The organism is Erwinia sp. 9145 (genome assembly GCF_000745075.1).
GTDB lineage: Bacteria > Pseudomonadota > Gammaproteobacteria > Enterobacterales > Enterobacteriaceae > Erwinia > Erwinia oleae.
In genome coordinates this window covers 3,229,895-3,242,929 of record NZ_JQNE01000001.1, presented here as the reverse complement: position 1 = coordinate 3,242,929, position 13,035 = coordinate 3,229,895, and the positions used below count along the sequence as shown (strand labels likewise).

General features: G+C 57.5%; 11 protein-coding genes and 1 pseudogene. 8 read left to right on the top strand and 4 right to left on the bottom strand.

The genetic code is table 11. The annotated features are described in order from the left end of the window. The first annotated feature begins 51 nt into the window (after window positions 1–51). Complete coding sequence (gene ftsP, locus FA91_RS15360) at window positions 52–1,467, top strand: cell division protein FtsP (RefSeq protein WP_034917011.1); 1,416 nt, start codon at window positions 52–54, stop codon at window positions 1,465–1,467. Window positions 1,468–1,480: 13 nt separating this feature from the next. On the opposite strand, the gene dkgA is transcribed toward ftsP, so the two are convergent. After that, the gene (dkgA, locus tag FA91_RS15355) at window positions 1,481–2,305 is read right to left on the bottom strand and encodes a 2,5-didehydrogluconate reductase DkgA (RefSeq protein WP_034917010.1); all 825 of its coding nucleotides are present in this window, start codon (window positions 2,303–2,305) and stop codon (window positions 1,481–1,483) included. 228 nt (window positions 2,306–2,533) lie between these two features. Here dkgA and FA91_RS15350 point away from each other — a divergent pair, with 228 nt between their 5' ends. Beyond that, entirely contained in the window at window positions 2,534–3,421 is an 888-nt protein-coding gene (locus tag FA91_RS15350) for an AraC family transcriptional regulator (protein ID WP_034917008.1), read from the top strand. 5 nt (window positions 3,422–3,426) lie between these two features. Here the strand turns inward: FA91_RS15350 and FA91_RS15345 are convergent, their stop codons facing one another. Next, window positions 3,427–4,092: a DedA family protein gene (locus FA91_RS15345; RefSeq protein ID WP_034917006.1), complete on the bottom strand. Its 666-nt coding sequence runs from the start codon at window positions 4,090–4,092 to the stop codon at window positions 3,427–3,429. Between the two features lie 94 nt (window positions 4,093–4,186). Continuing rightward, window positions 4,187–5,386: a cystathionine beta-lyase gene (gene metC / locus FA91_RS15340; protein ID WP_034917004.1), complete on the bottom strand. Its 1,200-nt coding sequence runs from the start codon at window positions 5,384–5,386 to the stop codon at window positions 4,187–4,189. A 254-nt stretch (window positions 5,387–5,640) separates the two neighbouring features. Between metC and exbB the strand changes: the two genes are divergently transcribed. From exbB to FA91_RS15310, 5 genes are all read left to right on the top strand, one after another. After that, the gene (gene exbB / locus FA91_RS15330) at window positions 5,641–6,366 is read left to right on the top strand and encodes a tol-pal system-associated acyl-CoA thioesterase (RefSeq protein ID WP_072016820.1); all 726 of its coding nucleotides are present in this window, start codon (window positions 5,641–5,643) and stop codon (window positions 6,364–6,366) included. 5 nt (window positions 6,367–6,371) lie between these two features. Next, on the top strand, window positions 6,372–6,794 hold the full coding sequence (exbD, locus tag FA91_RS15325; RefSeq protein ID WP_034916999.1) for a TonB system transport protein ExbD: 423 nt from the start codon (window positions 6,372–6,374) through the stop codon (window positions 6,792–6,794). Between the two features lie 147 nt (window positions 6,795–6,941). Further along, window positions 6,942–7,583 carry a ZinT/AdcA family metal-binding protein gene (locus FA91_RS15320; RefSeq protein ID WP_034916998.1) on the top strand — a complete coding sequence of 214 codons (642 nt, stop codon included), beginning with the start codon at window positions 6,942–6,944 and terminating at the stop codon, window positions 7,581–7,583. Window positions 7,584–7,778: 195 nt separating this feature from the next. Further along, window positions 7,779–9,902 carry a bifunctional diguanylate cyclase/phosphodiesterase gene (locus tag FA91_RS15315; protein WP_034916997.1) on the top strand — a complete coding sequence of 708 codons (2,124 nt, stop codon included), beginning with the start codon at window positions 7,779–7,781 and terminating at the stop codon, window positions 9,900–9,902. A 56-nt stretch (window positions 9,903–9,958) separates the two neighbouring features. Further along, window positions 9,959–11,371 (top strand): PLP-dependent aminotransferase family protein, encoded by a 1,413-nt coding sequence (locus FA91_RS15310; protein WP_034916994.1) that lies wholly within the window; start codon window positions 9,959–9,961, stop codon window positions 11,369–11,371. On the opposite strand, the pseudogene FA91_RS15305 reads toward FA91_RS15310, so the two are convergent. Next, window positions 11,371–11,850: pseudogene (locus tag FA91_RS15305) on the bottom strand (YlaC family protein); the annotation flags it as partial. The gene FA91_RS15310 and the pseudogene FA91_RS15305 sit on opposite strands and share 1 nt — an antisense overlap. Before the next feature lie 152 nt (window positions 11,851–12,002). Between FA91_RS15305 and FA91_RS15300 the strand changes: the two are divergent. Then, a complete protein-coding gene (locus FA91_RS15300; RefSeq protein ID WP_051937222.1) occupies window positions 12,003–13,034 on the top strand; it encodes a hypothetical protein in 1,032 nt (343 codons plus the stop codon). The last annotated feature ends 1 nt before the right edge of the window (window position 13,035 follow it).

Sequence of the window (13,035 nt, the reverse complement as noted above, 5' to 3'; positions counted from 1 at the left end):
TCATAATAAAAGAGCGCGGTCTGACGGCCGCGTTTTGATGGCGAGGTTTGTATGTCTCTAACCAGACGACAGTTTGTTCAGGCAACGGGCCTGGCGATGTGCGCTGGCGCACTGCCGGTTCGCGCGCGCGCCGCCGGCGTGGATACGCCGCTGCCGGTACCGCCGCTCGTTGAGTCGCGGCGCGGACAGCCGGTCTTCCTTACTCTGCAACGCAGCCACTGGTCTTTTACCGGCGGCAGCAAGGCGCAGGTGTGGGGCGTCAACGGCATGTATCTGGGGCCGACGGTGCGCGTCTGGAACGGTGACGACGTCAAACTGATCTATACCAATCGTCTGTTGGAGCCGGTCGCCATGACCATCAGCGGGCTACAGGTGCCGGGCGCGCTGGTTGGCGGCGCGCCGCGGCTGATGTCGCCGGGCGTGGACTGGTCGCCGGTGCTCCCGGTGCGCCAGAGCGCCGCCACCCTCTGGTATCACGCAAACACGCCTGACCGCATGGCGCCGCATGTCTATAACGGTCTCGCCGGAATGTGGATTGTTGAGGATGACATCAGCAAGTCTTTACCGATCCCCAATCACTACGGCGTGGATGATTTTCCGTTGATTATTCAGGACAAACGGCTGGATAACTTTGGCGCGCCGACCTACGATCCGCCGTCAGGCGGCGGCTTCGTGGGCGACACGCTGCTGGTAAACGGCGTACAAAATCCGTCGGTGGAGGTATCGCGCGGCTGGGTGCGTCTGCGCCTGCTGAATGCCTCAAACGCCCGCCGCTATCTGCTACAGATGAGCGACAACCGCCCGTTTAACGTCATCGCCAGCGATCAGGGTTTCCTGCCCGCTCCGGTGGCCGTACAACAGCTTTCGCTGGCGCCGGGCGAACGGCGCGAAGTGCTGGTGGATATGAGCCAGGGAGATGAGGTTTCCATTACCGCCGGCACGGCGGCCGGGCTGGTCGAGCGTCTGCGCGGGCTGTTTGAGCCGTCCAGTATTCTGACCTCAACGCTGGTGCTGACGCTGCGTCCGACCGGCCTGTTGCCGCTGGTGACTGACAATCTGCCAATGCGTCTGTTGGCGGATCAAATCATTGAGCAGAGCATCAGCCGCACGCGTGAATTCAACCTCGGCGACAGCATCGCAGGTATCAACGGCGCGCTGTGGGATATGAATCGTATTGACGTTACGGCGCAGCAGGGGAGCTGTGAGCGCTGGATAATCCACGCCGATCAGCCGCAGGCATTTCATATTCAGGGCGTGATGTTTTTAATCAAAAACGTCAATGGCGCACAGCCAATGGCGGAAGATCGCGGATGGAAAGATACCGTCTGGATCGACGGCACCCTTGAACTGTTTGTCTCATTTACCCAGGCGTCTTCCGACCACTTTCCGTTTACCTACTACAGCCAGACGCTGGAGATGGCGGATCGCGGTACGGCGGGACAGCTACTGGTGCAGCCCGCCGCGTAACATTAAGAAAGGGTTAATTCATTTCGTCGGGATTCGGGCCCAGGCGATTGCCCTTATCCAGCGAGGCAATTTCGCTGATTTCCGGCTTCTCCAGGCGGAAATCAAACACCTTAAAGTTTTCTTCGATACGCGACGGCGTGACTGATTTCGGGATTACCACCAGGCCGCTGTCCAGATGCCAGCGGATCACGATCTGCGCCGGCGTTTTGCCATATTTCTTCGCCAGGGTTTTGATGATCTGCTGATCAAACACGCCTTTTCCGCCCTGCGCCAGCGGACTCCACGACTCTGTCTGAATCTGATGCATGGCGTTCCATGCATGAAGCGTGCGCTGTTGCAGCATCGGGTGCAGCTCAATCTGATTCACTACCGGACTGACGCCGGTCTCATCAAGCAGGCGCTTTAAATGCGGTTCGTGAAAGTTACAGACGCCGATACTTTTGGTCAGGCCCTGCTTTTGCAGCGCAATCATGCCTTTCCAGGCCTCAACGAAATTGTCTTTTTCCGGACAGGGCCAGTGCATCAGGTAGAGGTCAACGCTCTCCAGTTGAAGCTTCTTCAGGCTGGTTTCCATAGCCTGCTCAGCGTTAAGCTGATCGTCATTCCACAGTTTGGTGGTGACAAAAATGTCATCGCGCGCGATCTCCGTTTCCTGAAGCGCCTGCCCGATGCCTTCCTCATTTTTATAGATGGCGGCAGTATCAATGGAGCGGTAGCCCACCTGCAACGCTTTTAACGCCGCGTTGCGCGCATCCTCAATGCTGGCCTGCCAGACGCCAAGGCCCAACTGCGGCATCATGTTGCCATCGTGAAGTTTAATTATCGGTTGCTCTGCCATATTAGCTCCTTTGCAGTGTGTCGCCCTGAACCGGTTAGAGAAGTAAGTCTAGTTGAGATTAGGGCGGTCATGCGAAATCTTCATGACGCGGTATCCGGATGACGAGAAGGAGGCTTTGCCGTAGTCTGCCCGATCCTGCTTAACGCTTGCCTGATTCTCCACAGCCGTAGAGGAATCACCGCGAATCAGGCATGATAAGACGCAACCGCTTTTGGAAGAGAATCAATTATGGATCGTAATGCACTCTGCGCACGGCTGGCGCAACGGGTCACCGCGCTTCAACACTCGCCGCTGCTGGCGCCCGTGCCCGGCATTCGCCTGCTTTTCGCCGATCGGCCCAGCGGCCGTACGCCGGTCATGTATTCGTCCGGCATCATCATTCTGTTTCAGGGGCAGAAAACCGGCTATCTCGGTAACCATATTTTCCATTACGACGCCACCAAGTATCTGATGCTGACGGTAACCATGCCGTTTGAGTGCGAAACTTTCGCCACGAAGGAGGAGCCGCTGGTCGGGCTGTTGTTTGATGTGGATACGGCGCGTCTACAGGATTTGCTGATTGATATCGGCGATGACGACAGCTTCCAGCCGGTTTCGCAGACGCGCGGCGTTCATACCGCGCTGCTGACGGAAGAGATGCTCTGCGCGGCGGAGCGGCTGCTGGCTGTCATGGAAAACGCGCGTGACGCCCGCGTGCTGGGGCCGCAGCTGGTGCGTGAGATCCTCTATTATGTGCTGCTTGGTCCCTGCGGCGGCGCGCTGCTGGCGATGGTCAGCCGACAGACGCAGTTCAGCCAGATTGCCCGCGCGGTGCGACGTATTGAGCACCACTACACCGACAGCCTGAGCGTTGAGAAGCTGGCGGCAGAGGTGAACATGAGCGTCTCGGCGTTTCACCATAACTTTAAGGCGGTGACCAGCACTTCGCCGCTGCAATACCTTAAAAACTATCGTCTGCACCAGGCACGCGCCATGATGATTCAGGAAGGCGTCAAGGTCAGCGCGGCGGCGATGCGGGTGGGTTATGAAAGCGCTTCCCAGTTCTCACGTGAATTTAAACGCTATTTTGGCGTGACGCCGGGTGAGGAGCTGACCCGCGCGCGCCAGGCGGGCTGAGTCGGCTACTCGCTGTCGGCAGCTTTCTTACGCTTCACCAGCAGCGTAATGCTGCCGATCAGGCCAATGCAGAGCAGCGCCAGCGGCAGGATCATCAGGATCGCCATCACCTGATCCTCATGCCTTTTAATAAAAGGAACCTGACTTATCGCATAGCCTGCGGAGATCAGAATACCGACCCACAGCAGGCCGCTCAGCCAGTTGAAAAGCTGAAAGCGCGCGTTTTTCAGGCCGGAAATGCCCGCCATTGTGGGTAAAATGGTGCGCACAAAGGCCAGAAAACGACCAATCAGCAGCGCCATCAGGCCGTGGCGGTGAAAGAGCGACCAGGCGCGCTGGTGATATTGCGCGGGCAGATGCATCAGCCAGCCTTTCACCAGCCGTGTGTTTCCCAGCCACTTTCCCTGAAGATAGCTGAGCCAGCAGCCCAGGCTGGCGGCCAGGGTGAGGATCAGCAGCGTCGGCACAAAACCCATCACGCCTTTTGCAATCATCGCGCCTGCCAGCAGCAACAGGCTGTCGCCGGGCAAAAAGGAGGCGGGTAGCAGGCCGTTTTCCAGCAGCAGGGTGACAAACATTATCCCGTAGACGATCCAAATCACAACCGGATTGGCGAGCGCGGCGAAATCCTGATGCCACAGCGCCTGCACAATCTCATGTAGTACACCCATTTCATATCCCGTTTGCCGCGTTGAGATAACAATTGTACCTGCAAACTCTCATTTATACCTTGATCAAGGGCGCTGACCGGGCAATGCGGCGCGTTTATTTCTCCATTTTTGTGAGGCGGGCAAAGCCCTCGGCCAGATCGGCGATCAGATCCTCAACGTTTTCCAGGCCGATATGCAGCCTGACCAGCGTGCCGCTGAAATCCACGCCGCCTGTCGGGCGGATCGCCGCCAGCTCTTCCGGCTGATTCGCGAGGATCAGCGACTCAAAGCCGCCCCATGAGTAGGCCATGCTGAAATGTTCAAAATGGTCGAGATAGTCGGCCAGTTGGCGATCGTCGAGGCGCGCCTTCAGGACGAAGGAGAACAGGCCGCTGCTGCCGGTAAAGTCGCGCTGCCAGACCGCATGGCCTTTACTCTGCGGCAGTGCCGGATGATTAACGGCGGCGACTTCCGGGCGCGTCATAAGCCAGGTCGCCACGCGCAGCGCGCTCTCTTCATGCTGACGCAGCCGTACCGCCAGCGTTCGCAAACCCCGGCTAGCCATATAGGCGGTATCCGCATCCACCATCTGTCCCATCAGATAGGAGTTTTCCCGCAGCTGCGCCCAGCAGCGCTGATTAGCAACGGCGGTGCCGATCATCGCATCCGAATGACCAATCAGATACTTGGTGCCGGCCTGAATAGAGATGTCCACGCCGAAATCAAGCGCGCGAAACAGAATGCCCGCCGCCCAGGTATTATCGATCATAATCACCGCCTCGGGCGCCCGACGACGAACGGCAGCCACAATCGCCGGCACGTCCTGCACCTCCATGGTGATTGAAGCGGGCGACTCCAGAAACACCACGCGCGTGTTGGGCTGCACCAGATCGGCAATCGCGTCGCCCGTAGTATGATCGTACCAGGTGGTGGTGACGTTCATTTTACTGAGGATTTTGGTGCAGAAGTCCTGGGTGGGTTCATAAACAGAACCGGCCATCAGTATGTTATCGCCTGCGGAAACAAAAGAAAGAATGGCGTTTGCCACCGCCGCCGCGCCGCAGGGATAGAGCGCGCAGCCCGCGCCGCCTTCCAGCTCGGTCATGGCGTCCTGAAGCGAAAAGTGGGTCAGGGTCCCGCGACGACCGTAAAACAGTTCGCCGTCAGCACGGCCGGCGGTGGCGCGTTTTTTGTCCGCCACGCTGTTAAAAACCAGTGAAGACGCGCGCTGAATAACGCTGTTAACGGCGCCCTGGGTGAAGCGTTTGCTGCGTCCGGCGGCAATCAGCGCCGTTTCAATTTTTTTACGGGTCATCAGATCTGCTCTGTTTGTGGAAATCGTCAATGGCTTAACGTTACCACGCCGGGCGTCGGCGTGAAATTCAGCATCCCGTTAAGTGAGGAAGTTTCAGCAAACAGCGCCTGTAAATGCGGTGGAACAAAAAAGTCGCTAAAAAAACGCCAGCGAAGCGGTAAATAGTAATGATAACCACTATCAATTCCCCGCTTTTTTGGTATGATCCGCACTGGTTTTTTTTGCTTATGTTTGAATGAGCCTGGGGAGATAGCGTGACGAACAATTTGATGCAGACGGATCTCTCCGTCTGGGGCATGTATCAGCATGCGGACATCGTGGTTAAAGTAGTAATGATTGGCCTGCTGCTGGCGTCGGTCGTTACCTGGGCGATTTTCTTCAGTAAAAGCGTGGAACTCGGTTCGGCCAAACGTCGCCTGAAGCGCGAACAGCAGGCGCTGGCAAATGCGCGCTCGCTGAATGAAGCATCAGCCACCAGCGCCAGCTTTCATGCTAACAGCCTGACCAGCCGCCTGTTAAAAGAAGCGGAAGATGAGCTGATGCTATCTGCCGGTTCAGATGACAACGATGGCATTAAAGAACGTACCGCTTTCCGTCTGGAGCGCCGCGTGGCCTTCTTCAGCCGCCATGCGGGGCGCGGTAACGGTTTTCTCGCCACGATTGGCGCAATCGCGCCGTTTGTCGGCCTGTTCGGCACCGTTTGGGGCATTATGAACAGCTTTATCGGCATTGCGCAGACGCAAACCACTAACCTCGCCGTGGTCGCGCCCGGTATTGCGGAAGCGCTGCTGGCGACGGCAATCGGCCTGATTGCGGCGATCCCTGCCGTGGTCATCTATAACGTCTTTGCCCGCACGATTGCCAGTTACAAAGCGTCTATGGGCGACATTGCCGCGCAGATTATGCTGTTGCAAAGCCGCGATCTCGATCTTGCCGCCAGCGGCAGCCCGCGCACAACGCAGAAACTGCGGGTGGGCTGAGCATTATGGCCATGCGATTAAACGAAGATCTCGACAATAACGGCGAAATGCATGAAATCAACGTGACGCCGTTTATCGACGTGATGCTGGTATTGCTGATTATCTTTATGGTCGCCGCGCCGCTTGCCACCGTTGACGTGCGCGTTAACCTTCCGGCTTCCACCAGCACGCCGCAGCCGCGTCCTGAAAAACCGATCTATCTCTCCATCAAGGCCGATAAGCAGCTCTACATCGGCAACGATGCGGTCACCGGGGAAACGATGATCAACGCGCTGAACGCCCAGACGGAAGGAAATAAAGAAACCACCATTTTCTTCCAGGCGGATAAGTCGGTGGATTATGAAACGCTGATGACCGTCATGGACAAGCTGCGTCAGGCTGGCTATCTGAAGATAGGCCTGATGGGTATGGAAACCGTCGCCAGATAACCTCTCTTTCCCACGCTTCCTGTGCCGGTCAACTGACCGGCATTTTTATGCCCTCTGCTCCTGAAAAGCTGCCTTGCTAAATGTTACGATATAACATAACATTTTATCGTTTTTTTCCGGCAACTGTTTTCATATTAAGGAGCAACAATGACACACCTCAACAAGGCCGCCTTGCTTATTGCGCTCGCTTCCACGAGTTTCTCCGGCGCCGCGCTGGCACACTCGCACGATCATCATCACAGCCACAACAGCACGATACAGCAGGGCACATTCAGCGATGTTGACGTGCATGACAGGGCGCTGACCGACTGGCAGGGAAGCTGGCAATCCATCTATCCCTTCCTGAAAGACGGTAGCCTGGATGCGGTATTCCGCCACAAAGCGGAGCACGACCCGCAAAAAAGCGCCGGGGCGTACAAAGCGTATTACGATAAAGGCTACGCCAGCGATGTTACCGGCCTGAAAATTACCGCAGACAGCATGACCTTTGAGCGCGGCGTAAAAGCCGTAACGGGCAGGTACGACTACAGCGGATATAAAATCCTCAACTATCCCTCCGGCAAAAAAGGCGTGCGCTATTTGTTTACGCGCAGCGGCGGCGACGCGCAGGCACCGAGGTTTGTGCAGTTCAGCGATCATGAAATCGGCCCAATCCACGCGGCGCACTTTCATCTCTTCTTTGGCGACAGCAGCCATGAACAGCTTGAGAAAGAGCTGGTCAACTGGCCGACGTTCTTCCCGGCAGGCATGACCGGCGCTGACGTTGCCGGCGATCTGATGCACGAATAAATGCAGTCGAAGGGCGTATCCGCTGCGCCCTTTTCATTAATTTTATCAGCCCTTTGCAACGCAGATCGCATTTTCTTCACGCCCCCGGAATAAAGTCACGCACGCTTTAGCCGATATTATCAGCACCATTCCTGGCTTCGCTGGTCAGTTCACCTGTGACGACTGTGCAACAGCGCCGCCCCCTGAGATACGTCAATGCTGATGAGTTCTTACCATCCCCTGCTGGTGACCGTTTCAGTTTTTGTTGCTTTTCTGGCGTCGTACACGGCGCTGGAAATGGCCGGCAGAGCAGCCATTTCATCGCGTGATGCGGCCCGTGCGTGGCTGATTGGCGGCGGCGTGGCGCTGGGCATCGGCATCTGGGCGATGCACTTTATCGGCATGCTGGCGATGAGCCTTGAAATGGTGATGAGCTACGATCCTGTTCTCACCGTGATGTCGATGGCGGTGGCCATTGCCACCTCGACGGGCGCGCTGTGGTTTGTCTGCCATGATGTTTTGCCACCGGGGCGTCTGATTCTCGCCGCGCTGGTTCTCGGCACCGGGGCCATCGCAATGCACTATATCGGCATGGCGGCGCTGATATTTGAACCGGGTATTATCTGGGACGGGCGGTGGATAGCGTTATCGGTCGGAATTGCGCTGCTGGCGTCATTTATTGCGCTAGGGCTGGCCTTCAGGCTACGTCGCGGCGGCGCACGTATCGCCCTGCTGCGCGCTGGCGCGGCGACGGTGATGGGCATGGCGATCGCCGGTATGCACTATACGGGCATGGCCGCCGCCCATTTTCCGATGAGCAGCCACGCCAGTGAAACGGGCGTTGACAGCAACTGGCTGGCGGTGCTGGTTACCGTGGTGACGCTCTCCATTCTGGGGATCACGCTGCTGGTGTCGACGATGGATGCGCGCCTGCAAAAACGGGCGGTTTTACTCACCTCTTCGCTGGTTGAAGCCAACCGCGAGCTGGCGCAGCTGGCCCTGCATGACAATTTAACCCGTCTGCCGAACCGCATCCTGCTGGAGGATCGCCTGGAGCAGGCGATGAATAAAGCGGTACGTGAATCCACCTCTTTTGCGCTGATGTTTATGGATCTGGATGGCTTTAAAGCGGTCAACGACGCTTTTGGTCATCACGTGGGCGATACCCTGCTGGTGGCGGTTGCCGACCGCATGAAGACATTGTTAAAGGAGTATCACACGCTGGCGCGCCTGGGAGGCGATGAGTTTGTGCTGCTGCTGGAGGGTGACGAACCGAACGATGCAGCGGCGCTGGCCGACAAGCTGGTGAATGCCGTTGATGCGCCGTTCTGGCTATCCCGCTATGAGCTGTCGGTATCGCTCAGTATCGGCATCGCCGTCTTTCCCGGCGACGGCAACAGCGAGCGTGAGCTGATGTTCAACGCCGACACGGCGATGTATCACACCAAAAACAGCGGTCGCAACGGCTACAGTTTCTTTCAGCCTTCGATGAATGAACAGGCGCAGAATCAGCTTCAGCTTACACGCGATCTGTTCGTGGCGCTGGAACGCAATGAGTTTTGCCTGGTCTGGCAACCGATCTTCAGCGTCCCGCAGGGCGCGGTGCAGGGCTTTGAGGCGCTGCTGCGCTGGCAGCATCCGCAGCACGGACTGCTGACGCCGGATCGCGTCCTGCCGCTGGCGGAAAAGGCGGGGCTGGGCGTTCCCCTTACCCACTGGATAATCAATCAAGCCTGCCGACAGCTGCGCGCATGGCACCTTCAGGCCGATCCGCACTGGTCGATTACGCTCAATCTTTCCGCCATGCAGTTTGTGCTGCCGGAGCTGGCTGAAACCGTTTCTGACGCGCTGGCGACGCATCATATTCCTCCGGCCCGCCTGACGCTGGAGGTGACGGAGGCGATTGCGATGCGCAATCCGGACGAAAGCGAGCAGGTGCTGAAACGGCTGACCGCGCTGGGCATACGTGTTGGCCTCGATGATTTTGGCACCGGCTACTCCAGCCTTTTCAATCTGCATCGTCTCCCGTTCAGCCAGCTAAAAATTGACCGCAGGCTGGTCAGCGAACTGGATGGTTCCGGCCAGGAATCGACGGTGATCGCGGCTATTGTGGCGCTGGCACGCGCGTTAAAACTGCCGGTAGTGGCAAAAGGCGTTGAGACGCCGCAACAGCAGCGTCTGCTGAGTGAGTCCGGCTGCAATGCGCTTCAGGGCTACCTGTTTGGCGAGCCTTTACCCGGCAGCGCCATCGCCGGGCGATACCACCATGCAGAGAATCAAGAGAAGCAACCGCTGCCGATGCTGAAAAACATTCCTGATGTCATGCCGCATCGTGCGTAATGGTGTTCCCGCACCTATAATAGTTTTTAAATTTCTCAAACTGACATGTAACAGTTTTGGCAAAATATCAACATCTCATAGCAACGATCCAACAGCAAATTGCGGCGGAGATCTGGCTGCCCGGTGAGAAGCTTCCTTCATTGCGTGAACAGGTGACGCTCAGCGGCATGAGCCTGATGACGGTGATGCATGCCTATCAGGTGCTGGAGAGTCAGGGCTGGATCCAGTCCCGGCCGCAGTCCGGCTATTTTGTTTCTCCCCGCGCCGAATTCCTGACGCAACCCGCCAGCCACCAGAAGGTGCAACTGGCGGAATCCGTGGATATCAACGCGTTTATATTTGAAGTGCTGAACGCCTGCCGCGATCCTGCCATTCTGCCGTTTGGCTCGGCCTTTCCCGATCCCGAACTCTTCCCGCAGCGGCAGCTGATGCGTTCACTGAACGCCGTTTCGCACTCGCTGACGCCCATGGATGCACTGAACAATCTGCCGCCCGGTAATGAATCGCTGCGCAAAACGCTGGCGCAGCGTTACGCATTGCAGGGCATTCAGGTGTCGCCCGAGGAGATCGTCATTACCAACGGCGCAATGGAGGCGTTGAATCTGAGCATGCAGGCGGTCACCGAACCCGGCGACTGGGTGGTCATTGAAAATCCCTGTTTCTACGGTGCGCTTCAGGTGATTGAGCGGCTGAAGCTGAGGGCCGTCGCCATCGCCAGCGATCCGCAGCATGGAATGGATCTGGACGAGCTGGCGAGGGCGCTGGCACGCTGGCCGATCAAGGCGTGCTGGATGATGACCAGTCAGCAAAATCCGCTTGGTTGCACGCTGAGCAGCGAAAAAAAAGCGGCGCTGGTGGCGCTACTGGCGTTGCATCAGGTGACGCTGATTGAGGATGACGTTTACGGCGAGCTTTACGTGGGCGGAGAGAAACCGCTGCCCGCGAAGGCGTTCGACAGGCACGACACCGTGCTGCACTGCGGCTCTTTTTCGAAAAATCTGGTGGCGGGATTTCGCGTTGGCTGGGTGGCGGCGGGTCAACACGCCAGAAAAATACAGCATCTGCAACTGATGAGCACCCTGGCCACCAGCGCGCCGATGCAGCTTGCGCTGGCGAACTACCTCAGCACGCGCAGCTACGACAGCCATCTGCGGCGGCTGCGCCAGACGCTGGCGCAGCGAAAAAACCTGGCGCGGCAGTCGCTGAAACGCCATCTGCCCGCGGAGGCAAAAATCAACGATTCGCCCGGCGGCTACTTTTTATGGATTGCGTTGCCAAAGCAGGTGAACACTACCGAACTTTACTATCGCGCGCTGGCGCACAACATCAGCATTGCGCCCGGTAAGATGTTCTCATCGGGCGATCAGTATCAAAACTACTTCCGCTTCAATACGTCATGGGCGTGGGGAGATGCGCAGGAACTGGCCGTTTCGCTGCTGGGCGAGCTGATCGCTGAGGCGCTGACCTGAACGCCGGACGCGCGGCGTTGCCCCCAGGTGAGATGATAAACGTCGTAGAAATCAACTTCGCCCTTCAGCGCCAGCAGTTTTTCGATGCCCTGCTTAACGTGACCCGGCGTTTGCGCGCTGTTGAGGATCTCCGCGATGGCGCTGTCAGACAGCGCGCGCACGTAGTACCACTCGCCGTTATAGCAGACGCGCAGATCGAGCGTATCAATATCCTCAAAGCGATAGCGTGGATTGATGTCCATCAGCATCAGCAGGCTCATCAGCGCCACGAACAGCGTTGCGCCCCAGAAGGCAGGCCAGCCGAGAAACTCGGTGGTGAAAATCAGCGCCACCGTCAGCGCATAACAGACATACATTGAGATCCACAGGCCGGGATGCTCTTTCAGAAACGTCAGGCTGAGGCGCGGTTTATTATCACGCTGCTCTTCACGATTCAGCGTGTCAATTTCACGCAGCAGGATCTGTTTTATCTCGTTCACTCATTCACCTCATTACGTCAGCGTCATCAGTAAACCACAGCGCGTCAACTTCTGGCAGACACAGTTATGTTCATTTGAGCTATAACAGTTTCCGGTTACGCAATCCAGGATAGACTTTCTGTTTAACTGTTTCCGAAAACAGGGCCAGCCACATGAATATCTTCCGCCTTAAGCGGCATCTGTTGACGTTTTTATTTCTTTTCGCCCTCAGCGCACCGGCGCTGGCGATTGACTGCGCGCGTTCGGAAACGGTGGTGGAGAACACCATCTGTTCCTCACCGCAGCTGGTATGGATGGACAGCGTGCTCAACGACAACTATCGCAATCAGGTTATGGCCGATCCGGTTGCCATTAATGGCCGGATGGCGCAATGGCGTAAATCGCGCGACGCCTGCGCCAGTAACGGCTGTCTGCGACGTGCCTACTTTCACGGGCTGAGTGACATTTACAATGCCAGCCGCCCATTCGACTGGAAGGGCGAATGGTGGAACAGCACCGCCATCAACGGCAGCGGCGGACGCATTATGATCCAGAGCACCGCCGACTGGGGCTTCCGGCTGGACGCCACCTTCTGGGGCGGCGCGTTCAAATCCAGCTTTAACGGCGACGTGCGTAAATTTTACGGCATCGGCTTTATGGACAAAATCGCCTGGGGCGGAAACTGCGCCATTTTGCTGATGCCGCGCCCGGATGGCAAAGTAGAGGTCAGCAGCGATACGCGCAATAGCTGCCGGTTGCTGATGCCGGGCGGCATCGCGATTGACGGCCTGTACGTCAGGGCGAACAGCGATCCGCGTCCCGCGCCGACCCTGCTGTCGCTGGGCATTCTTCCCGATAAAGAGATGGACGATCGCTTTCGCGCGCTGGCGGGCGCGGAGTATGCGGAGTACGTCAGCACCGCCAACAGCGTATTGTACGGGCAGGATATCGACAACTTTGGTGCGGCGGTGCTTAATCTGTCGGTAAAAGGCATGGCAAACCGCAAATCCGCTATCGTGATGTACACCACCGAAGGGAAAATCTGGGCGATGCGCGTCGCACCGGATAAACAAAACAGGCTGAAACTGCACTATTTCACCACGGAAAAAAGCGGCCAGATGCCCAAAACGCTGCTGAGCTGGACGGCGTTCTTTCCGGGCAGTGAAATGGTCAGCGCACAGGACGCAGGCGGCAAAGCCGGCTGAT